The 22,176-nt window shown below is 68.6% G+C and carries 20 protein-coding genes; 9 read left to right on the top strand and 11 right to left on the bottom strand.

The features are described 5' to 3' along the window. The 3 genes from ABZX11_RS40330 to ABZX11_RS40320 all read left to right on the top strand — a co-directional run. Positions 1 to 987, top strand: a 987-nt coding sequence (locus ABZX11_RS40330; RefSeq protein WP_354923617.1) for a low temperature requirement protein A, incomplete at its 5' end; no start/stop codon positions are given. 100 nt (positions 988 to 1,087) lie between these two features. Further along, positions 1,088 to 2,383, top strand: a complete 1,296-nt coding sequence (locus tag ABZX11_RS40325; protein ID WP_176178175.1) for an acyl-CoA dehydrogenase family protein — start codon at positions 1,088 to 1,090, stop codon at positions 2,381 to 2,383. Positions 2,384 to 2,402: 19 nt separating this feature from the next. Continuing rightward, positions 2,403 to 3,608, top strand: a complete 1,206-nt coding sequence (locus tag ABZX11_RS40320; RefSeq protein ID WP_354923614.1) for an acyl-CoA dehydrogenase family protein — start codon at positions 2,403 to 2,405, stop codon at positions 3,606 to 3,608. Between the two features lie 92 nt (positions 3,609 to 3,700). On the opposite strand, the gene ABZX11_RS40315 is transcribed toward ABZX11_RS40320, so the two are convergent. The 5 genes from ABZX11_RS40315 to ABZX11_RS40295 all read right to left on the bottom strand — a co-directional run bounded on the left by ABZX11_RS40315 (position 3,701) and on the right by ABZX11_RS40295 (position 9,142). Next, entirely contained in the window at positions 3,701 to 4,120 is a 420-nt protein-coding gene (locus ABZX11_RS40315) for a tyrosine-type recombinase/integrase (protein WP_354923611.1), read from the bottom strand. A 99-nt stretch (positions 4,121 to 4,219) separates the two neighbouring features. Further along, positions 4,220 to 4,564: a hypothetical protein gene (locus ABZX11_RS40310; RefSeq protein ID WP_354923608.1), complete on the bottom strand. Its 345-nt coding sequence runs from the start codon at positions 4,562 to 4,564 to the stop codon at positions 4,220 to 4,222. 160 nt (positions 4,565 to 4,724) lie between these two features. Continuing rightward, positions 4,725 to 6,443 (bottom strand): AIPR family protein, encoded by a 1,719-nt coding sequence (locus ABZX11_RS40305; RefSeq protein ID WP_354923605.1) that lies wholly within the window; start codon positions 6,441 to 6,443, stop codon positions 4,725 to 4,727. A 698-nt stretch (positions 6,444 to 7,141) separates the two neighbouring features. Continuing rightward, positions 7,142 to 8,197, bottom strand: a complete 1,056-nt coding sequence (locus ABZX11_RS40300) for an alpha/beta hydrolase (RefSeq protein WP_176175086.1) — start codon at positions 8,195 to 8,197, stop codon at positions 7,142 to 7,144. A 102-nt stretch (positions 8,198 to 8,299) separates the two neighbouring features. Then, on the bottom strand, positions 8,300 to 9,142 hold the full coding sequence (locus ABZX11_RS40295; RefSeq protein ID WP_176175085.1) for an SDR family oxidoreductase: 843 nt from the start codon (positions 9,140 to 9,142) through the stop codon (positions 8,300 to 8,302). A gap of 159 nt (positions 9,143 to 9,301) precedes the next feature. Between ABZX11_RS40295 and ABZX11_RS40290 the strand changes: the two genes are divergently transcribed. Then, a complete protein-coding gene (locus ABZX11_RS40290) occupies positions 9,302 to 10,180 on the top strand; it encodes a hypothetical protein (RefSeq protein ID WP_354923600.1) in 879 nt (292 codons plus the stop codon). Here ABZX11_RS40290 and ABZX11_RS40285 read toward each other — a convergent pair. After that, positions 10,177 to 10,689 (bottom strand): GNAT family N-acetyltransferase, encoded by a 513-nt coding sequence (locus ABZX11_RS40285; protein WP_354923597.1) that lies wholly within the window; start codon positions 10,687 to 10,689, stop codon positions 10,177 to 10,179. The genes ABZX11_RS40290 and ABZX11_RS40285 overlap by 4 nt on opposite strands. A 9-nt stretch (positions 10,690 to 10,698) precedes the next feature. Then, entirely contained in the window at positions 10,699 to 11,463 is a 765-nt protein-coding gene (gene map, locus ABZX11_RS40280; protein ID WP_354923594.1) for a type I methionyl aminopeptidase, read from the bottom strand. A 147-nt stretch (positions 11,464 to 11,610) separates the two neighbouring features. Here map and ABZX11_RS40275 point away from each other — a divergent pair, with 147 nt between their 5' ends. From ABZX11_RS40275 to ABZX11_RS40265, 3 genes are read left to right on the top strand one after another with little or no spacing between them, the layout of a single operon-like run. Then, positions 11,611 to 12,171 carry a YbaB/EbfC family nucleoid-associated protein gene (locus ABZX11_RS40275; protein ID WP_354923591.1) on the top strand — a complete coding sequence of 187 codons (561 nt, stop codon included), beginning with the start codon at positions 11,611 to 11,613 and terminating at the stop codon, positions 12,169 to 12,171. A 15-nt stretch (positions 12,172 to 12,186) separates the two neighbouring features. Beyond that, positions 12,187 to 12,522 (top strand): hypothetical protein, encoded by a 336-nt coding sequence (locus tag ABZX11_RS40270; protein WP_176175081.1) that lies wholly within the window; start codon positions 12,187 to 12,189, stop codon positions 12,520 to 12,522. Further along, positions 12,519 to 13,853, top strand: coding sequence for a hypothetical protein (locus ABZX11_RS40265; protein WP_176175080.1), 1,335 nt, complete (start codon positions 12,519 to 12,521; stop codon positions 13,851 to 13,853). Before ABZX11_RS40270 ends, ABZX11_RS40265 begins: the two co-directional genes overlap by 4 nt. Positions 13,854 to 13,896: 43 nt before the next feature. On the opposite strand, the gene ABZX11_RS40260 is transcribed toward ABZX11_RS40265, so the two are convergent. The 4 genes from ABZX11_RS40260 to ABZX11_RS40245 all read right to left on the bottom strand — a co-directional run bounded on the left by ABZX11_RS40260 (position 13,897) and on the right by ABZX11_RS40245 (position 19,549). Next, positions 13,897 to 15,051 carry an acyl-CoA dehydrogenase family protein gene (locus ABZX11_RS40260; protein ID WP_354923588.1) on the bottom strand — a complete coding sequence of 385 codons (1,155 nt, stop codon included), beginning with the start codon at positions 15,049 to 15,051 and terminating at the stop codon, positions 13,897 to 13,899. Further along, positions 15,048 to 17,033 (bottom strand): acetyl-CoA carboxylase biotin carboxylase subunit, encoded by a 1,986-nt coding sequence (locus ABZX11_RS40255; protein ID WP_354923585.1) that lies wholly within the window; start codon positions 17,031 to 17,033, stop codon positions 15,048 to 15,050. Before ABZX11_RS40255 ends, ABZX11_RS40260 begins: the two co-directional genes overlap by 4 nt. A gap of 5 nt (positions 17,034 to 17,038) precedes the next feature. After that, positions 17,039 to 18,652: a carboxyl transferase domain-containing protein gene (locus ABZX11_RS40250; protein ID WP_354923582.1), complete on the bottom strand. Its 1,614-nt coding sequence runs from the start codon at positions 18,650 to 18,652 to the stop codon at positions 17,039 to 17,041. Between the two features lie 126 nt (positions 18,653 to 18,778). Continuing rightward, positions 18,779 to 19,549: an SGNH/GDSL hydrolase family protein gene (locus ABZX11_RS40245; RefSeq protein WP_176175076.1), complete on the bottom strand. Its 771-nt coding sequence runs from the start codon at positions 19,547 to 19,549 to the stop codon at positions 18,779 to 18,781. A gap of 278 nt (positions 19,550 to 19,827) precedes the next feature. Here ABZX11_RS40245 and ABZX11_RS40240 point away from each other — a divergent pair, with 278 nt between their 5' ends. Then, the gene (locus ABZX11_RS40240) at positions 19,828 to 20,301 is read left to right on the top strand and encodes a hypothetical protein (RefSeq protein WP_354923578.1); all 474 of its coding nucleotides are present in this window, start codon (positions 19,828 to 19,830) and stop codon (positions 20,299 to 20,301) included. A gap of 206 nt (positions 20,302 to 20,507) precedes the next feature. Beyond that, positions 20,508 to 22,118, top strand: coding sequence for a cellulase family glycosylhydrolase (locus tag ABZX11_RS40235; RefSeq protein WP_354923575.1), 1,611 nt, complete (start codon positions 20,508 to 20,510; stop codon positions 22,116 to 22,118). Positions 22,119 to 22,176: the final 58 nt, after the last annotated feature.

Raw genomic sequence — 22,176 nt, 5'->3', positions numbered from 1 at the left:
GTCGACCACGGGATCGCGCGGCTGGCCATGTTCGGCGCGATGGCCGTGATGTTCCTGGTGTCGCTGACCATCCCGGAAGCCTTCGTCGACCACCCCGGCGGCCTGTACGCGCCCGCTCTCTTCGTCGTCTGCTACGCGCTCGTTCGGCTTCTTCACCTCGTCGCCTACCTGGGCGCGGCGAAGAACGATCCGGGACTGCGGCGGGTGTTGCTCAAGATGTTCGTCGGGCTGCTGCCGAGTGTCGTGCTGCTCGGGGTGGCCGCCTTCCTCAGCGGGCCGTGGCAGCTGGGGCTGTGGGTCGTCGCGCTGCTGGTCGACTACCTCAACGTCTACCTCACCGGGCCGGACGGGTGGCGGCTGAACTCGCCCGCGCACTTCGCCGAGCGGTTCGGGCTCATCGTGATCATCGCGCTCGGTGAGTCGATCGTCGCCATCGGGATCGGGATCGGGGCGCTGCCCATGTCGTGGCTGGTCGCGGGCGCGGCCGTGTGCGGGCTGGGGCTGGCCGCCGGGATGTGGTGGACCTACTTCGACGTCGTCGCGCGGGTCTCCGAGCACCGGCTCACCCAGGCCACCGGCACCGAACGCACCAAGCTCGCCACCGACTCCTACACCTTCCTGCACCTGCCGCTGATCGCCGGGATCGTGCTGGTCGCCCTCGGGCTGAAGAAGGCCTTCCTCTACATCGCCGACACCGAGCACCACACGCCCGGCGAAGCGCTGCACGGCGTGCCGATCTGGACGTTGACCGGCGGCCTCGCCCTCTACCTGATCGCGCTCAGCGCGCTGCGCAAGCGCAACCTCGGCAGCTGGAACGTCCAGCGGCTCGTCGTCGGGCTTCTGCTCGTCGCCGCGACGCCGCTGCTGGAGCACGTGCCCGCCGCCGTGCTGCTGGTGGTCGCGGCCGCCGTGGTGCTCGGGCTCATCACCTTCGAGCGCATCCGGTTCGCCGAGTGGCGCAGGAATGTGCACACCGCGCACTCGTGACCGACCCCGCACTGGCGCGATCCCGGCTCCCGGGTTAACCTACTGGCGAGTAGGTAACGGGATGGAGGGCCACATGGCTGCGCCAAGGAAACGGGACGCGATGGGCTGGGGCCTGTCCGCGCTGACCCGGCTGGCCGGGAGCAAGGTCGTCGATCGGGCCGGGCTGCGGAAGCCGCTCGAAGGCCTGGTCACCGCGGGGACGCGCAACGGCTTCCGCGTTGCCGGCGCGGCGACCCGGTCGTTCAAGTCGGTGCAGAAGCTGGGCAAGCCCGCCCGGCTCACGCCGGCCGCCGACACCGGGCTGTTCGATCTGACGCCGAGCGAAGACCAGCAGCTCATCGTCGAAACGGTGACCGAGTTCGCCGCCGAGCAGCTGCGGCCGGCCGCCGCGGACGCCGACGCCAAGCTCGAGGCGCCCGAGGGCCTGCTGAGCCGGGCCGCCGAGCTGGGCATCAGCCTGGTCGGCATCCCCGAGGAGCTCGGCGGCGTCGGCACGGAACGCTCGGTGGTGACCAACGCGCTCGTCGCGGAAGCGCTTGCGCACGGCGACCTCGGCCTGGCCGTGGCCGTGCTCGCGCCGTCCGCCGTCAGCACCGCGCTGGTCAGCTGGGGTGACGAGCAGCAGCAGGCCGACTACCTGCCCGCGTTCACCGGCGAGCACGTCCCGGCCGCGGCGCTGGCGCTGCAGGAGCAGAAAGCGCTCTACGACCCCTTCAAGCCCGCCACGAAGGCGCGCCGCACCCCGAAGGGCTACCAGCTCGACGGCGTCAAGTCGCTGGTCCCGCGGGCGACGCAGGCGGAGCTGTTCATCGTCTCGGCCGACCTCGAAGGCCGCGGCCCGGCGCTGTTCCTCGTCGAGTCGTCGAGCGCCGGGGTGTCCATCGAAACCGAGCCGGCGATGGGCCTGCGCGGCGCCGCCACCGGCAAGCTGCACCTGGAGCACGTCAACCTGCCCGCGGGCGCGCTGCTCGGCGGCGGCAAGGCGGACGTCTTCGCCGACGTCGTCCGGCTGTCGCGGCTCGGCTGGGCGGCGCTGGCCGCCGGCACCGCGAAGGCCGTCCTCGACTACGTCGTCCCCTACGTCAACGAGCGGGTGGCGTTCGGCGAGCCGATCAGCCACCGGCAGGCGGTGGCGTTCTCGGTCGCCGACATCGCGATCGAGCTGGAGGGCCTGCGGCTGGTCACGCTGCGCGCCGCGGCGCGGGCCGAGCAGGGCAAGCCGTACGCCCGCGAGGTCGCGCTGGCGCGGAAACTCGCCGTGGACAAGGGCATGCAGATCGGCAACGCGGGCGTGCAGCTGCTCGGCGGGCACGGCTTCGTCAAGGAGCACCCGGTCGAGCGCTGGTACCGGGACCTGCGGGCCATCGGCGTCATGGAAGGCGCCGTCCTTCTCTAGGCTTTGGGAAAGGCAAGTCATGATCAACCTGGAAGTCCCCAAGAAGGCCGGCGCGCTGATCAACCAGGCGTACCAGGCCGCGGCCGAGGTGTTCCGGCCGATCTCGCGCAAGTACGACCGCGCGGAGCACACGTACCCGAGCGAACTGGACATGTTCGCGGCGCTGCTGGACGGCTTGAACTCTTCGGGCGAGGGCGGCGCGGGCGCGGCCGGGGTGCGCCGCTCGGCCTCCGAGAAGGAGGAGAAGGGCAACCGCAACGGCGCCAACCTCAACGTCGTCCTCGGCACGATCGAGATGTGCTGGGGTGACGTCGGCCTGCTGCTGTCGATGCCGCGCCAGGGCCTCGGCAACGCGGCGATCAGCTCGGTCGCGACGGATGAGCAGCTCGAGCGCTTCTCCGGCATGTGGGCGGCGATGGCGATCACCGAGCCGTCGTTCGGTTCGGACTCGGCGGCGGTCAGCACGACGGCCCGCCTCGACGGCGACCACTACGTGCTGAACGGCGAGAAGATCTTCGTGACCTCAGGCGAGCGCGCGGACGCGGTGGTCGTGTGGGCGACGCTGGACAAGTCCAAGGGCCGCGCGGCGATCAAGTCGTTCGTGGTGGAGAAGGGCACGCCGGGCTTCGAGGTGGTGCGCACCGAGCACAAGCTCGGCATCCGCGCCTCGGACACGGCGGTGCTGCGCTTCGAGAACTGCCGCGTCCCGCGCGAGAACCTGCTGGGTTCGCCGGAGATCGACACCAAAAAGGGTTTCGCGGGCGTCATGCAGACGTTCGACAACACCCGCCCCCTGGTGGCGGCAATGGCGATCGGCGTCGCCCGCGCGGCCCTGGAGGAGACGCGCTCGATCCTCACGTCCGCCGGTATCACGATCGACTACGACCGCCCGGCCAACTCCCAGCACGCAGCCGCGGCCGAGTTCCTCCGCCTGGAGGCGGACTACGAGTCGGCGTACCTGCTGACGCTGGAATCGGCGTGGATGGCGGACAACCGCAAGCCGAACTCACTGCAGGCGTCGATGGCAAAGGCCAAGGCGGGGCGGTCGGTGGTGGAGATCGCGCTGAAGTGCGTGGAGCTGACCGGGGCCTACAGCGAGGAGTCGTTGCTGGAGAAGTGGGCTCGGGACGCGAAGATTCTGGACATCTTCGAGGGGACGCAGCAGATTCAGCAGCTGATCGTCGCCCGCCGCATCCTCGGGAAGACATCGGCTGAGCTGAAGTAGTTGTGAGGTAACGGAAATCCGCCCGGTCGCTTGCCCTTCTCGGGGCTCTGCGACCGGGCGGCTTTCGCGTCGGCGGGGACGGGGTTTCATGATCAGGCCGCCTCCAGGCCGTCATCGAGGGCAGGCCGTCCGAACACCGCGTCGACGGCCTCCCGCGCCCGCTGGTGGCTCGACGGAACGAGGTGCGTGTACGTCCTGAGCGTGAAGCCCGGGTCCGCGTGGCCAAGGTAATCGGCCAGCTCCGTGATCGACACCGCACGGGCCAGGAGCGTCGACGCGTAGAAGTGACGGAGCGCGTGCATTCCGTCCGCGCGACCTCGGTACTTGATCCCGGCTGCCCGGAACGCTCCGTGCCAGACGACCTTCGTGAACAGGTCTCCGGAGTACAGCCGGCCGCCTTCCCCGGTCATCAGTAGCCGTGCCGTCACCGGGTCGCCGTCAGCGCTCTGCCAGGGCAGCGTGACGGCCACGGACGGGAACCTGTCCTCGTGGTCGTCGATCTCGGCCAGCATGGCGGCCGACAGCGGGATGGTCCGCTCCTTGCCCTCGCTTGGGGAGCGCGAACATCATCACGCCCCTGACCGTCTTGATCTGTCGACGAATCCGCACAGTCATCGCCGTTCGGTCGACGTCGTCTGGCGAGAAGCCCAGAATCTCACCCTGCCGCAGCCCGAAGCCAGCGCCGAGCGAACCGCGATCTTGAACCGCTCCGCCAGCCCTGACCGCACGGCCTGAACACGTTCCTCCGGCCACACGACGATCGGCGGGCTACTCGCGACGGGTCGCCGCACGGTCTTCGCGTGGCACGGGTTCTCGCGAATCCGGCGGTCGTCCACGGCCGAATCCATGACACCGGAGACTGTGTTGAACAAGACCGCCTGATAGTTGTCCGAGAGCTTCCGCTCTTCCATCGAGCCGACCCAGTCACGAATGGTCGACGGCTTGATCTGCCCCACCTTCTTGGTCTCGAAGACTGGGTAGATCTGGCTTTCGAGCCGACTGAGGATCGTCGACCGCGTGCCCGGGTCCGGGCGACTGGCCCTTCAACCAGCTCTCCGCCTGCTGAATGACACCCAATTCTCGCAACCAGCCCCGCGCTCACGAATGCAAGCCAGGCTACTTTTCCGCAACGTCGCGTAAATGCGCAATCAAATCGACGGTGAACTGCTGTCTCTTGAGACGATCCGACGATGGCAAGCTGCCGCCAGCCAATGAAGATATCTTTTCTGCGGCTTCACGAAATACTTCGATCTGATCAGGCCTCTTCAATGCCTCAATGAGAGTCAGGCTTTGCATCTCACACTTGTTACTATTAAGTGGCGCCGACGGTTCTCCTAAGACTTTGTACTTATAAGCCATCAGAATGTGGTATCTAGCCCGCTTATACGCGGGATCGAGTCCAGTTCGGAAGGCATTCTCAATTCGATACGCCGCAAAGGCGCTCGCCACATAGGGAATTAGCTTGTGGTCGTCTCGGAATATCGAGGTCCCCACCTCGTTGTACAACTGCTTGGGATACCGCGCTGCTACATGGGGGGAGTCTAGGAGTACAGCAGACACTGATCGCATCTGATCGCCGATCGTGACCACGCGCGCCTTTGTGACATCTTTATCGTAAAACTGCCCAGATCTCCGCTCATAGGTGAGATTGACCTCGGACGAATCAACCTTATAGAAATCCTCCAGCTTCCTCTGGAACTTCGTAAGAGCTACAAGGTCATTCTCTTGAACTTCGGTCTGCGAGTTGGTGGCCTGAATGATCTTTGTTGCAATGTCCTCATCTCGCGTGACAACGAGCCTGATTGGCACATAGACGTCCATTACGGCGTCGCCGAGTGTGTCCTTTGAGAAGTGAAGACAGTGGCTCGTCTGGCAACCGTTGACCACTTGAAACCCAGAAATCGCGATGGCGTCTCCAGGTTTCGGTGAATACGACGAAGCGACGACCGTGACGCCGTTGTTGAGCACAGGAAGAAGATTCCGCTCAGGCGAGCATAGAGTGTCCATTATCTTCCCGTTTACGCGGTTCTCAAGACCCTTGAATCCGCGAACGTTGTCGTAGAAAACCCGCTCATCTAAGGAGCCGTCTGAACTCTCTACAAGCTTCAAGAGTTCGGCCACTGAAACGACGCCCAAAATTCCCTGATCTACGCCCTGCATCTTTGGCAGATTCACTTGCTTCTCAAGTTGAATCTCTACTTCATTTGCGTGGTTCTTTCGAACCCAACCATCATGCAGGTCGTCGGCCCCGGATACGCTTACTTGCACACGTCCGATAAATCCTAGATTGCAAATCTGATTCGTGACGGTCTCGACGCGCATCACCACGTTCGAGTCTGCCACGGATGCACGTGGGGCGGTTGTGACGAAGTGTAAATTTACAGAAGGCGGCTCTTTCAGTGAGGTGGCATAGTCGTCGAATATCTTGCGAAAAGCGGACGCGATCGCCGCAATCTTTGGATAGTCTTGAACGTGATCATTATTTAAGCAGCGCCTGGCGGTGTCACCGAAATTCAAGACCTCAACACTTGAGACAGCCGTCGACTGCTTAGCCTGAAGAAAGTGGACTGTCACTTCCAGTTTTGACGACGTCGCGCAAATTTCATGTACATCTGATTCATCCCATGCAATCTGTCCATTAATCTCAAGGACGGCTACATCAATACCAGTGGTTCCCGGATCAAGCAGGAAATCCGTCTTGGCCGCTTGCGAGAGGAGGTCGTCAGGGAGCATGATACTCGCCGCAAACAGTTCAAAGGCGTCCGAATCGCTGAGCTTGTCAAGCTCCTCCGCCTCTCTGAACTTGCTAAATAGTCCTTGAATCAGGGGATTCACTGACGCGTCCTTTGCTGAGTTCACTGCCGAATCTGGCTCTATGAGATCAAGGGCGCGCCGCCGCCGGCGGCGCGCCTGTGGCCTATGTAGCCCCTCGCCTGGGCGGCCGCATTCGCTTCCGACACGGCGGGCTGCCGCTCCGCTCCGCTCGCCGGCCGGGCGGTGCGGCCGCCAGCCGGTTACCTGGCGCAGCGCCGCGCGGCGGCGGCACACGGGTCCCCAGAGCCAACGTCGGCCTCCTCTGCGAGCGGTCGTGACATACGGGTCGTTCGTGACTCGATCTCCGTTACGCACCGTCGTGGGAGACCTCCATCCCGACGCCTGATCGTGACAACGGCCGGTAGCACCGCGTCAAGACGGTGAAGCGTGTCTTGACCCAGCACCACCGGCCGCGTGCTGGCTTCGTATCGGGATGCAGGGGTAGGTGTGGCTGGTCCGCCAGGCCGTCTCCAGGCCGTCAGAGGCCAGGGAGCAGCGACAGACGACGAGAACTAACGAGACGCATCAGCGCAGCTCAGAGGCCCTTTACAGCGAAGTGAGCGAGGTCGACGAAATCCAGCTGAGAAATCCTGGACATCTTCGAAGGCACACAGCAGATTCAGCAGTTGATCGTCGCTCGCCGGATCCTCGGCAAGACGTCCGCCGAACTCAAGTAAGGCCGCTGGAGGCCACCCCGGCCCGGGTGGCCTCCAGCTCTTTCACGAAACCTGGTCGTCCAGGAACTCGTCCAGATACCGCCACGTCGTCCCGCGCGCCTTCCGGCCCGTCAGAACCCCCAAGTGACCACCCGGCGCCGTCTTGAAGCGGACCTCTGGGGCCTTGTCCAGCAGCTCCACCACTCGCTCCACCGATGGCCGCGGGGCGATTGTGTCGTTCTCGCCCGCCACCACCAATGTCGGGACCCGGACCGATGACAGCGAGATGATCCGGCCGTTCAGGTCCACCTTGCCCTCCGCCAGGTCGTTCGTGCGGAACAGGCGGTGGTACAGCTGGCCGAACGTCCTTCCCGGGTACGCGTACATGTTGCTCATGAAGTGGTCGACCGCCTCGATCTGGGCCAGGTAGTCGCGGTCGTCGAGATGGGACAAGATGGCCAGGGGCTTGGTGATTTCCTTGCTGATGCCCGTTGCGCGGAACACGCGGCTGACCAAATAGGACGGTGCGCCGCCGAACGCCCGGTAGATCGGGGTCAGCAGGTGGCCGTTCGTGAGGTCCACCAGGGGGCGGAACGGGGCCACGATCGGGATGGCCGTGAAGTCCACCGGCGAGCCGATCGCGGTGATCGACGCGATCGGGAGGTCCGGCTGGTCGGCGTTCACCAGCAGTGAGAAGATCCCGCCGAGCGACCACGACACCAGGTGCACCGGCTGTCCGCCCGCATCGAGGCTCACTCGCCGGATCGCGCGCGGCAGCACCTCGTCGATCCAGTGCTCGATGCCCAGACGACGGTCCGAGAACGCCACCATGCCGTAGTCGACCAGGTAGGTGTTGCGGCCGCCGTCGATCAGGTGCTCGATGAGGCTGCAGCCGCGGCGGAGGTCGAAGCAGATCGCCGGGGCCGCCAGCGGGGGCACCAGCAGGATCGGGGGTCCGGACACCGTGCCGCCGCGGTGGGTCATCCGGTACAGCGAGCGGTTGGGCCCCTGGTCGATCAGCACCCGCGGCATCGGACGCAGGTCGGCGACGCCGCCGTGCAGCACCTTGCCGACCACGTTCGACGCCGCGGCGGCCAGCCGTGCGGGTGGTGAAACCATCGTCCTCGAGCCTCCCAAAGCCGATCCGGAGGCAATCTTGCCGGGCCGGGCGGGCGGAAACAACAGCACCACCCCCGCCGGCACGTCCAATTCGGACGGTCGCTAGTCCGTCCGAGCTACCCCGGGACCGCTCTCCGCGGCCCGTGCTTCGTACGCCGCACGAGCCGGGGAATGGGCCGCTGAAGCCAAAAGCCGGTCCGCCTTCAACGCTCGCGCCAACGCCTCGCCCGCCCGCCGCGGCAGCAGCCGCGTGAGCTTGCCCATAGTGCCCAGCGAGCGGGGCACGAAGACGTCCAAACGAGGCTTGCGCAGCGCGGATACGATGGCGTCGGCCACATCTTCCGGCCGCACGGACTTGAACATCTTGGCCTCGGCGAGACCGCTCGCGAGCTCCGTCCGCACGACGCCGGGCATCACGCACGAGACGTGCACACCGCTGCCGTGCAGTTCCAGGTGCACCGCCTCGGACAGCCCGACGACGGCGTGCTTGGTGGCACAGTAGGTCGCCGCGCCCGGGAAGCCGGCCTTGCCCGCGAACGAGGCCACGTTGACGATGTGCCCGGACCGCCGCGGCCGCATCCGCCGCACCGCCTCGCGCGTGCCGTGGATGACGGCGTGCAGGTTGATTTCCAGCTGCCGCCGGGTCGTCGCGTCGCTTTCGGTGTCGAGGTCGCCGAGCGGCATGATGCCGGCGTTGTTGACCAGCACGTCGATCCGGCCGTGGCGGCGCTCGACCTCGTCGAGGAACTCGGTGAACCCCCGGATGTCGGTGACGTCCAGCGGCAGCGCCTCGGCCCCCAGCTCGCCGGCGGTCTTCTCGGCCCGGACCTGGTCGAGGTCGCCGATCACCACCTGCGCGCCGAGGCGGGCGAGTGCCGCCGCGGTCGCCGCGCCGATCCCCTGCCCGCCGCCGGTGATGACGACGACCTTGCCCGCGAGGTCCATGGCGACTCCTTCGTCTGTTGGCACTGCGTCAACAGTGTGACCCCTGAGCCGTGACCGCGCTACCCGGACGGGTCGGATTCAGTGGGATTCCCGAAGCGGCGGCCCCTGCGCGGTTCCTAGCCTGGCGATATCCGCCCAAACACCGCAAAGGAGCACAACATGCGCCCGACTCACCTCTTCGCCGCCGCAGCACTGAGCCTCTCGACGTCGGTGGCGGTGCCGGTCGCGGCCGCCGCGACGACGACGTGCACGGCTCCGGCACCGGGCCCGTGGACGGCGGACCCCGGGTCCGCCGCGGCGCCGTCCGGGCCGGGCCGCCCCGCGGCCCCGGCCACCGCCGCGCGGGTGCGCGCCGCCATCCGCAACTTCGTCGCCTGCGTCAACGCCGGTGACCCCGCCAGACCGGACGACCTCGCCGCCAACCCGGCGGCGACGTTGTTCACCGTCCACTTCATCACCACGTTCATGCACCAGGACAGCTACGCGGCCGTGCCCAGGGTGCTGGGCGGCCTGCACATCGACCGGATGCGCACGACCGAGATCATCGCCTACCCGGACGGCAGCTTCAGCACCGAAGGCACCTACCTCGCCTACGGCCACAAGCTCGCCCACGAACGCTGGAACTGGTGGCCGGACCCCGACGGGCACCTGAAGGTCAACAAGCTCGAACCGCTCGCCCCGCCCGTGCCGCCGGACGCGGTCAGCCTCGGCGTCGAGGTCGGCGACTACTACTACCGGCCCGACACCCCGGTCGTCCGCGCACCCGGCGGCAAGGTGGTGCTGCGCTTACACCAGTCCGGGGCGCAGCGCCACGAGGCGATCCTGTTCCGCCTTCCCGACGGCGCCACCGCCGCGGACCTCTTCGACGGCAAGCTGACACCGGGCCAGGTCACCACCATCGGGCAGGACAACGGCTCCGACGTGATGTCACTGGTGGCGCTGCGGCCGGGCGTCTACACCCTGATCAGCTTCGAGCCGGGCCCCGACGGCAGGCCGCTCGCCCTGCACGGGCTGACCGCGCAGTTCCGGGTCTGCTAACCCAGGCGCTGCTCCAGCACCTGCCCGACCCACTCGTCGACGGAGAACCACACCGTCGGCCGGAACCCCTGGCCCTCGTAGTACCGCTGCAGTTCGCCGTCACCCCCGGCCCAGCAGTCGACGCGCACGAGGTCGATTCCGCGCCGGCGGGCCTCGTCGAGCGCGTACTCGATCAGCCGGCCGCCGACGTGCTTCCCGGTGAACCGGCGGGACGTGATGAGCAGCCGGATGTACAGCTCGCGCTCGTCGACCGCCGGCACGTGCGGGTCGTGGTCTTCCGAGACGATCAGTGCGCCGGCGGGCTCTCCGTCGACCACCGCGATGCGCAGGCCAGGGTCCGCGGCCATCCCCTTCACCCGCTCGATGCGCTTCGGCACCCGGCTCCACGGCTCGGTACCCCACTGCTGCGAACTCCCCCGGGCGACCAGCCACTCGACCGCCTCGTCGAAGAAGCGGAGCAGGAGGTCGGCGTCCCCAGAATCACCCGACCGGATGACGATGTTGTCCATCCCCCCTGTCTACCGCACGGTGAGCACGCGCGGGCCGTCTTCGGTGATGGCGATGGTGTGTTCGACGTGCGCCGCCCGGCTGCCGTCGGCGGTGTGGATCGACCAGCCGTCCTCGGCGTAGCGGTAATCGTCGCCGCCGCGGGTGAGCATCGGCTCGATCGCCAGTGCGAGGCCCGGCTTGAGCCGCATTCCGCGGCCCGCGCGGCCTTCGTTCGGCAGGTGCGGGTCTTCGTGCATCGCGCGGCCGATCCCGTGACCGCCGTGGTCGTCGAGCATGCCGAAACCCGACGCGCGGCCGGCCGCACCGATCGCGTACGAGATGTCCCCCAGCTTCGCCCCCGGCTGGGCGGCCGCGATCCCCGCGGCCAGTGCCCGCTCGGTCGCCTCGATGAGCGCGAGGTCGGCCGGGTCGGCGTCGCCGATGACGAAGCTGATCGCCGCGTCGCCGTTCCAACCGTCGAGGATCGCGCCGCAGTCGATGCTGAGCAGATCCCCGTCGCGAAGGCGGTACGCCGTCGGGATCCCGTGCACGACGACGTCGTTGACGCTGGCGCACAGGACGTTCGGGTAGGGCGTCGGTGCGGACCGCGGCTGGTAGTGCAGGAAGGACGGCTTGGCGCCGGCCTCGCTGATGACGTGCGCGGCGACGTCGTCCAGTTCGCGCAGGGAGACGCCGATCGCGGCGGCTTCCTTGACCGCGTGCAGGGTGTTCGCCACCACGCGTCCGGCTTCGCGCATCATCGCCAGCTCGGACTTCGTTTTGATCTCGACCATGGCGATAACTATACCGGTATAGTTATCGGTGTCCAGTGCGGCCCACCCTGGCGGCGTTCAGCCGTCGGCTCAGTGCGTGTCATCCGCAGTTAAAGCGGCGCTGCTTGACTTGACGCGTTCACGACCTCTCTTGGCGACGAGGACAAATTGACACAGTCAGTGCCCGGCGGCGATCCACTGGCCGCGTTCGGTGCCGAGCTCGCGGAGATTCAGGCGAAAGCCGCGGCAGCGCAGGAAAAACTCCGCTCTGCAGTCGCCACCGTGCGCTCGCCGGACGGCGCGGTCACGGTGACCGTCGGCCCGAGCGGCGTGCTGCAGGAGCTGCGGTTCGGCCCGCGCGCGTACGAGCGTTCCCCGCAATCCCTTTCCGGCCTGGTCATGCAGCTGGTCGGCCGGGCGCAGCAGAAGGTGTCGGCCGAGGTGGCCGGCGCGTTCAGCGGCATGGTCGGCGAGAGCTCGGCCGCGCGCGAACTGCTGGACGAGTTCCTGCCCGCGCCCGAACCGGAAGACGAACCGCCCGGCAAGAGCGAGGTGTTCATGCCGGAGCAGGAGGCACCGGACCGGGCGCCGCGGCCGCCCGCGCCGCCGCCGCACCGGCGGCCCCCGGCCCCACCGCCGCCGCAACGCCCCCAGCAGCAGCACCCGCAGCCGCGCCGTCCGCCCCGGCCCGCGCCGGACGAGGACGACGGCGAAAGCAACCCCTGGTAGTACGGAGGAGAACCGGTGGTTTCCGGAGCAGGATTCTCGGTCGACCCGGCCGAGCTGCAGAAGTTCAGCCAGTTCCTGTCGGGTACGACGCAGCCGGCGGTGCAGGACGCCGCGAACCGGATGCAGGCGGCCAACGGGTTCGACAACGCCGCCTTCGGCATCCTGCTCGCGCAGGTGCTCGCCGTGCCGTCGCGGATCACGATGGCGGTGATCACCGGGGAAATCGGCAATCTCGCCGGTGACATCGGCAAGTCGGCCGCCGACGTCAAGAAGGCCGCGGAAACCTACGCGACCCACGATTCGAACACGGCACAGGGTTTGAGCACCTTCGAGACGGAGCTGGGCAAGTGACCGTTCCCATCACCGCGTCGAACTCCACCACCGGCGCCGGCGTCTTCGACAGCTGGAAGCAGGTCGGCGACTCGATCGGCAAGGTCCAGACCGAACACGGCGGCGACCTCGCGGCCGTCAGCGTCGAACTCGGCATCAACGTCATCAGCGCCGTCCTGGACACCGTCGCCTTCGCCATGGACCCGCTGGCGAAGCTGATCGCGGCCGGGCTGGGCTGGCTGATCGAGCACGTGTCGTTCCTGAAGTGGCCGCTGGACCAGGTCGCGGGAAACCCTTCCGAGGTCACCAAAGTCGCCAACGAGCTGCACAAGATCGGCGAAAGCCTGCGCAACACCGGCGAGGAGCTCGACAAGACGCTCCAGGCGACGATCACCCAGTGGCAGGGCAAGGGCTACGACAGCTTCCTGAAGTCGATCAACGACCGGAAGGGCTGGATCGACGCCAACGCCAAGGCGGCCGACGTCGCCGGCTACATGGTCGAGACCACCGGGGCGCTGATCGGCGCGGTCCGCTCGCTGCTGCGCGACATCATCACGACGATCCTCGGCGACATCATCTCCACGATGCTGATCGCGCTCGCGCTGGCCATCCCCACCTTCGGCGCGTCGATCGCCGTCGGGGTGACCAAGTGCGTCGCGACGGTCTCGGTGCAGGTCGCGGCGATGATGGCGAAGCTCGCCAAGGTCGTCGCCTACGCCGGCCGGACGCTGGCCCGCCTCACCGGGCTGTCGAAGCTGGTCAAGGGCAAGCCGGGCTCGTCGTCGAGCGCGGGCCACGAGCTGACGCCGGTGCCGCCGCCGGGCACCGCGATCACCCACGACCGTCCGGGTGGCGGCGCCACTCCCACCACGCGGCCGCCGGGCGACGGCACGACCCCCAACTTCTCGCGGCCGCTGCCGCCGCCGGGCACGGCCGTCACCCACGACAATCCCGGTGGCGGCGCGACTCCCAGCACGCGGCCGCCCGGTGACGGCACCACGCCAAACTTTTCGCGGCCGCTGCCGAAGCCGCCGGAGCCGCCCAAGCCGACGCCGCCGAAGTCGCACCTGAGCGACCACGACATCTCGACCATCAAGAAGCACGAGGACTGGCTGAAGACCAAGTTCGGCGACAGCTACCAGAAGATGAAGTTCGCCGACGACTGGATCAAGAAGAACCACCCGGAGTACTACCCGATGCTCAAGGCGCTTTCGGACGCCAAGAGCTCGAAGAACTTCGTGGGCTGGGCGGGCAAGGACATCGTGCAGGTCGACCGCGGTCTCACCGACATCCAGATGCAGGCGGAAGCGGCCTGGGCGGAGGAAGACAAGAAGCAGCAACAGCCGCAGTAGGCACGAGGGGCACCGCCACGGCGTGGCGGTGCCCCTCGGCCGGTCAGGCCACGCCGAGGTGGCGCGAGATCAGCATCTTCTGGACCTCGCTCGTCCCCTCGCCGATCTCCAGGATCTTGGCGTCGCGGTAGAAGCGGCTGACCGGGAATTCGTTCATGAAGCCGTACCCGCCGAAGATCTGCGTCGCGTCGCGGGCGTTGTCCATCGCCGCGTTGGAGGCCACCAGCTTGGCGATCGACGCCTCCTTCTTAAACGGCTCGCCGCGCAGCATCTTCGACGCCGCCTGGTAGTAGGCCAGGCGCGCGGTGTGCGTGCGGACCTCCATGTCCGCGACCTTGAACTGGATCGCCTGGTACTCGCCGATCCGCTTGCCGAACGCGACCCGGTCCTTGACATACTTGAGGCATTCGTCGACGCAGCCCTGCGCGAGACCGACCGACAGCGCGGCGATCGCGACCCGGCCTTCGTCCAGGATGGACAGGAACTGCGCGTACCCGCGGCCGCGGACGCCGATCAGGTTCTCCGCGGGCACCCGGACGTCCGAAAAGGACAGCTCGTGGGTGTCCGAGCAGTTCCAGCCGACCTTGGAGTACTTGGGCGCCACGGCGAAGCCCGGCGTGCCGGACGGGATGAGGATCGCCGAGATCTCCTTGCGGCCGTTCTCCATCACGTCGGTGACCGCGGTGGCCGTGACGAACCGGGTGATGTCCGTACCCGAGTTCGTGATGAACGCCTTGCTGCCGTTGACGACCCACTCGTCACCGTCCAGCGAGGCGCGGGTGCGCGTGGCGCCGGCGTCCGAGCCGCCGCCCGGTTCGGTCAGGCCGAAGCCGCCCAGCGCCGTTCCCGCGCACAGGTCGGGGAGCCACTTCTCCTTCTGCTCCTGGTTGCCGAAGCGGTAGATCGGCATCGCGCCCAGGGAAACGCCGGCTTCCAGGGTGATCGCCACCGACGAGTCGACGCGGGCCAGTTCCTCCAGGGCCAGGCACAGCGCGAAGTAGTCGCCGCCCATGCCGCCGAACTCCTCGGGGAACGGCAGGCCGAACAGGCCCATCTCGCCCATCTTCGCGACGATCGCGTACGGGAACTCTTCCTTCTCGTACAGGTCGCCGATCACCGGCGCGACTTCGGCGTGCGCGAAGTCCTCGACGGTCTTGCGGAGGGACTCGTACTCCTCGTCCAGGCGGAAGTCGATCACGGCTGCTCCTCTTGGGGGCTTACGACGGCTAGGGTTTCGTCCAGCGCGACCTGTTGGCCGGCCCGGACGGGGAGTTCGTTGACCACGCCATCGATCGGCGCGGTGACCGTGTGCTCCATCTTCATCGCCTCGACGACCAGCAACGGCGTTCCGGCCTTGACGACGTCACCGGCCGCGACCTTGACCACGAGCACCGTGCCCGGCATCGGGCTGGTGACCGGCCCGGCCCCGGCGGCCTCGCCGCGGGACGAGAGCACGAACTCCTGCTCCCCGAAGGGAAAACCGAGGCCGTCGCGGGCCAGCCAGACCGTCCGATCCGGACCGCACGCCTGGCGGTAGCGGTGGAACCCGCCCGCGTGCCGGACCTCCAGGACGTCGCCGTCCCGCCGGGCCGACACGTGCACCGGCGCGGCGTCGTCGACGAACACCGTCGCCGCGGCGGGCGTGCCCTGCACCCGGACCACCGCGCGGGCGGTGCCGGACTTCAGCCGGAACGTCACCCCGCCGGAGCCGCCCATCCGCCAGCCGTCCGGCACGTCCCACGGGTCCACGACGGGCCCGGACGGCTGCAGCTCCAGGAACCGGTCCAGGGCGGCCGCGACGAAGAACTCCGCGGGCACGTCCGAAGAGACCAAAGTGGACAGGGAGCGGTCCACCAGCTCGGTGTCGAGCTTGCCCGCGCGGACGTCGGGGTCGGCCAGCAGCCCGCGCAGGAACGCGGTGTTCGTGCCGATGCCCAGCAGCGCCGTGTCGGCCAGGGCCAGGTCGAGCCGGTGCAGCGCGGCCGCGCGGTCCGGGCCCCAGGCGATGACCTTGGCCAGCATCGGGTCGTAGTTGGAGCCGACCACCGCGCCCGGCGTCATCCACGAGTCGACGCGGACGCCGTCGCCGTCCGGCTCGTGCACCGCCAGCACCGTCCCGCCGGTCGGAATGAACCCGCGTGCCGGGTCCTCGGCGTACACCCGGGCTTCGACGGCGTGTCCATTGAGGACGACGTCGTCCTGCCGGACGGTGAGGTGTTCCCCCGCCGCGACCCGGACCTGCCACTCGACCAGGTCGAGTCCGGTGACCAGCTCGGTGACCGGGTGCTCGACCTGCAGCCGGGTGTTCATCTCCATGAAGAAGAACTCGTCCGGGTTCTTCGCCGACATGATGAACTCGACGGTCCCGGCGCCGACGTACCCGACCGAACGCGCGGCCTCGACCGCCGCCGAGCCCATCTTCTCGCGGGTTTTCTCGTCGAGCAGCACCGACGGCGCTTCCTCGATGATCTTCTGGTGCCGCCGCTGCAGGCTGCATTCGCGCTCGCCGAGGTGGATGACGTTGCCGTGCCGGTCGGCCATGACCTGGATCTCGATGTGCCGCGGGGTCGTGACGAACCGCTCCATCAGGAGCGTGTCGTCACCGAAGGACCCCTTGGCCTCCCGCCGCGCCGACTCGATCGCCGCGTCCAGTTCCTCGGGGGCGTGCACCAGCCGCATCCCCTTGCCGCCGCCACCGGCGGAGGGCTTGAGCAGCAGCGGGTAGCCGACCTTCGCGGCCGCGTCGGCGAACCCACCGGGCGGGATGTCCACATCGGACGCACCGGGCACGACCGGCACCCCGGCCTTGGACACGGTGGCCTTGGCGCGGATCTTGTCGCCCATCGCGTCGATCGCCGCGACCGGCGGGCCGATGAAGACCAGCCCGGCCTCTTCGCAGGCGCGGGCGAACTCGGCGTTCTCGGCCAGGAAGCCGTAACCCGGGTGCACCGCCTGCGCACCGGAAGACACCGCGGCGTCCACGATGGCCGGGATGTTCAGGTAACTGCGCCCGGCTTCCGCCGGGCCGATCCGCACCGCCGTGTGCGCCTCCCGGACGTGCCGCGCGTCGGCGTCCGCGTCGCTGTAGACGGCGACCGCGCGGATGCCCAGCGCCCGCAGCGTGCGGATGACCCGGACCGCGATCTCGCCCCGGTTCGCGACCAACACTGAGTCGAACATGCCCCTCACATCCGGAAGACGCCGTAGTTGACCTCGGCCAGCGGCGCGTTGGCCGCGGCCGAGAGGGCGAGGCCGAGCACCGTGCGGGTGTCGGCCGGGTCGATCACGCCGTCGTCCCACAGCCGCGCGGTCGAGTAGTACGGGCTGCCCTGGGCCTCGTACTGCTCGCGGATCGGGTCCTTGAACGCCTCTTCGTCCTCTGTGGACCACTCGCCGCCACGGGCTTCGATCGAGTCGCGGCGGACCGTCGACAGCACCGACGCCGCCTGCTCGCCGCCCATCACCGAGATCCGCGCGTTCGGCCACATCCAGAGGAACCGCGGCGAGTACGCCCGGCCGCACATCGAGTAGTTGCCCGCCCCGAACGAGCCGCCGATCACGACGGTCAGCTTCGGCACCCGCGCGCACGCCACCGCGGTGACCATCTTCGCGCCGTGTTTGGCGATGCCGCCGGCCTCGTACGCCCGCCCGACCATGAAGCCGGTGATGTTCTGCAGGAACAGCAGCGGGATCGAGCGCTTGTCGCACAGCTCGATGAAGTGCGCGCCCTTCATCGCCGACTCCGCGAACAGCACGCCGTTGTTCGCGACGATGCCGACGGGGTGGCCGTGGATCCGCGCGAACCCGGTGACCAGCGTCGCGCCGTACTCCTTCTTGAACTCGGCGAACCGGCTGCCGTCGACGATCCGGGCGATCACCTCGCGCACGTCGTAGGGCACGCGCGGGTCGGTCGGCACGACGCCGTACAGCTCGGCCGGGTCGACCGCGGGGGCCTCGGTCGGGAGGACGTCCCAGGGACGCGGCGCGCGCGGTCCGAGCGTCGAGACGATGGACCGGACGATCCGCAGCGCGTGCGCGTCGTCGTCGGCCAGGTGGTCGGTGACGCCGGACTGCCGCGCGTGGACGTCGCCGCCGCCGAGCTCTTCGGCCGTGACGACCTCGCCGGTCGCCGCCTTCACCAGCGGCGGGCCGCCGAGGAAGATCGTGCCCTGGTTCCGGACGATGACGGCCTCGTCGCTCATCGCCGGGACGTACGCGCCGCCGGCGGTGCAGGAGCCGAGCACGGCGGCGATCTGCGGGATGCCGCGCGCGGACATCGTCGCCTGGTTGTAGAAGATCCGGCCGAAGTGTTCACGATCCGGGAAGACCTCGTCCTGCCGGGGCAGGAACGCGCCGCCGGAGTCCACCAGGTAGACGCACGGCAGGTTGTTGTGGAGGGCGACCTCCTGGGCGCGCAGGTGCTTCTTCACCGTCATCGGGTAGTACGTGCCGCCCTTGACGGTGGCGTCGTTGGCGACGACCACGCACTCCCGGCCCGAGACCCGCCCGACGCCGGTGATGATGCCGGCCGACGGCGCTTCGTCGTCGTACAGCCCGTTCGCGGCCAACGGGGACAGCTCGAGGAACGGCGACCCCGGGTCGAGCAGCGTGTCGACGCGGTCGCGCGGCAGCAGCTTGCCGCGCTCGACGTGCCGGGTGCGGGCCTTCTCGGGGCCGCCCGGCCGGGTGGCCGCCAAACGTTTGCGGAGGTCTTCCACCAGCTCCGCGTGGGAGGTGGCGTTGCGGGCGTAGGCCTCGCTGTCCGGGGCAGCCGTAGTCCCCAGTGCCGGCGTGTCCATGGGCTCCCTCGAAGTTAGCGGTCGTTAACCTCCGCCTCGATGTTAGCGACCGCTAACGTGGGTGTCCAGTCGCCGGAACGCGCGAACGGCCACCCCGGCGGACCGGGGTGGCCGTCACGGGTGCGCTCAGCCGATCGCCGCCCGCAGCGGGGCGTAGTAGCCGCCCGACTGCCCGGCGACGGTCGGGTGGTAGGACTCGATCACCGGCCAGGTCAGGCTGTGCAGGTAATCGTCGGCCGACGAGCAGATGTTGTGCCCGACGAACGACGGCCGGACGTCGACGAAGGTCGCCCCCGCCGAGCCCGCCCGCGACTGGATCACCGACGCGAGCGCGTCCGCGCCGGAGTTGATCGCGGACCGCTTGGTGTCGCTCAGCCCGACCCAGCAGGAGCCGGGCACGGTGTAGAAGCGCGGGTAGGACAGGACGACGAGCTGGGCGCCCGGCGCCTTGGCCTTGATCGCGTTGTAGGTGTTGGTCAACAGCGGCGGCAGCGTGTTGTTCACGTACGTCTTGGCCGTGTTGACGCGGTTCACGCAGTCGGAGTCACTGCCCAGGGTGCAGGTGGTGATCACGTCGCTGAACCCGGCGTCGTTCCCGCCGACGGTCACCGTGACGAGCGTGGCCGACGAGGGGATCGAGTTCGCCTGGTTGATCACGTCCCCGGTCTTCGCGCCCGAGCAGGCGAGGAACGTGAAAGAGGTTCCGCTGTGGGCGTTGGCCCACAGCTGCGGATAGGCCTTGGAGCTGCGGTAACAGCTCCCGGAACTGCCGTAGCTGCCGGCCCCGACCCCGGAGGAGTAGGAGTCGCCGAGCGCGGCGTAGACGGTCCCGGCGGCTTGGGCGAGGCCCGTGACGCCGAGAGATGCAAGGACAACGGCCCCCAGGGCCGTGCTCAACCGTAGAAGGGATCGCCTGAAGTTACGGGTGGGAACAGCCATGGGTCACTCCTTTGTGACAGGGCCGACCCGAATAGGACAGCAGGTGGAGGGCTGACAAGGAACCCCTAGTTACCGGTAGGTACCCACTCGGCCCACACCGGAAGTGTGAAATGTCAGCGGTTGGTCAGCGGGCGTTCGGGTGAATGGGCCGCTTGCGGCTCAACCGCCGGCCCGCGCGGCGCAATTCCTCAGGGAAGCCCCGGAGCCGACCGGGGCTCGACGAGAGGGGAACTCCGATGACGGTCGCACGCAAGGCCCTCGCCGGTCTGACCACCATCGCCGCGGGCCTGGGACTGGCCCTGGCGACCACGGGCACCGCCGCGGCCGCGGCCGCGGACAGCGGTTCGTGGCACGCCTACGGCAACACCAACCCGATCACCTCCAGCCCCGCCACGTGGCACTGCGCCGGCTCGAAGGCGATCGCCACCAACGTGCTCGCCCAGGTCTGCGCGATCAGGTCCGTGGGCGGGGGCGCCGTGCAGGGCGCGGTGATCGTGCGCAACAACCAGTCCGGTCTCTTCTCGGTGAGCGCGCGGATGGACCTCTACACCTCGTCGGGGACCGGCCTCGGCATCTGGACCTGTGCGTCGTCGGGGGTCGCGGCGAACTCGTGGTCGGTGTGCTTCGGGAAGACGCTCGCCCAGAGCGGTGCGGTGAATTCGATGGGCATCGCCAAGGGCGTCAACCTGGGCACGTCACCGAACGTGTGACGGACTGCCGCGCCGTCCGCGGCACCCGCGGACGGCGCGGTGGCGGCGAGCATCGCGGCGATCGCCACGGCCGGTCGCGAACGTCTCGGCGGCCGGCCGTGCCGATGACGGAACGGGTTCGCCCGGGGCCCTTGAACAGGGGGTCCGCGGTCGCTAACCTCGTCTGGGAGCGCTCCCAGAACGACGTTTCGCTCAAAGGAGAGCAGATGACGCAGCTGAGAAAGGCGTTCGGCCTGCTGGCCGCGGCCGTGGTGGCCGCGAGCGGGCTGGTCACCTTCGGCGCGACCGGCCAGGTCGCGGCGGCCGCAGGCGGTACGGGCACCGGGTACCTGCACACCAGCGGCAACAAGATCCTGGACAGCACGGGCGCGACGGTCCGGCTGACCGGCATCAACTGGTTCGGGATGGAGACCGACAACAAGACCTTCCACGGCCTGTGGTCCAGCCGCACCTGGCGCCAGCAGCTCGACCAGATGGCGCAGCTGGGCTACAACACCCTGCGCGTGCCGTTCTCCGACGACGCGCTGAAACCCGGCGCCACGGCCACCGGGATCAACGACTACACCAACCCCGACCTGATCGGGCTCTCGCCGCTGCAGATCCTGGACAAGGTGATCGGCTACGCGGGGACGAAGGGGATGCGCGTCATCCTCGACCGGCACCGGCCGACCAGCGCGGGGCAGACCGCGCTCTGGTACACCGCCGGCGTCCCGGAAAGCACCTGGATCAACGACTGGAAGACCCTCGCCCAGCACTACGCGGGCAACCCCACGGTCATCGGCGCGGACCTGCACAACGAGCCGCACGCCGAGGGCACCAACCCGGCCGCGACCGGCGCGTGCTGGGGCTGCGGCGACACCGCCCGCGACTGGCGGCTGGCCGCCGAACGCGCCGGCAACGCGATCCTGGGCGTGCAGCCGAACTGGCTGATCTTCGTCGAGGGCGTGAGCTGCCCCAGCGGCGGGCTGTCGAACGTGTGGGACGGCGACCCGTCCAACGACGAGGACTGCGGCTGGTGGGGCGGGAACCTGTCCAAGGCGGGCGATTTCCCGGTACGCCTGTCCGTGCCCGGCCGGCTGGTGTACTCCCCGCACGAGTACGCCACCTCGGTCTACAACCAGCCGTGGTTCAGCGCCCCCGACTACCCGGCGAACCTGACCGCGATCTGGGACCACTACTGGGGTTACCTCTACAAGCAGAACATCGCGCCGCTGATGATGGGCGAGTTCGGCACCACGCTGGCGAACCCGGTCGACAAGGTGTGGCTGGAAAAGCTGATGGCCTACACCGGGACCGGCGTCAACGGCATCTCGTTCACCTACTGGTCGTGGAACCCCAACTCCGGGGACACCGGCGGCATCCTCAACGACGACTGGACCACGGTCAACCAGGCGAAGCAGAGCATCCTCCAGCCCTACCTCATCCCGCCAGCCGGCGGCGGGCCCGACCCGACGACGACCACCCCGGCCACCACCCCGACGACCCCGACGACCGGTGGCGGCACCGGCGGGTGCACGACGGCGTGGAAACTGGACAATTCCTGGCAGGGCGGCTTCCAGGGCTCGCTGACCGTCACCAACACCGCGACGACCGCCGTCAACCCGTGGACCGTCGTGTTCACCCTGCCCGCCGGCGCCACCGTCGCCAGCGGCTGGAACGGCACCTTCACCCAGTCGGGGACCACGGTGACCGTGAGCGCGCCGTCCTACAGCCCGTCACTGGGCGCCGGGGCGGCGGTGTCGCTGGGCTTCACCGCCAACGGCCCGTCGGGCACACCTTCGGCCGTCAAGCTGGGCGCGGCGGCCTGCACCACGTGACCGGCCCCCGGCTGCGGTGCCACCAGGGCACCGCAGCCGGGGGACGCGGTGACGTTAG

It is taken from the genome of Amycolatopsis sp. NPDC004169, assembly GCF_040610315.1.
Taxonomy (GTDB): Bacteria; Actinomycetota; Actinomycetes; order Mycobacteriales; family Pseudonocardiaceae; genus Amycolatopsis.
This window is presented reverse-complemented; position numbering and strand designations above follow the sequence as displayed.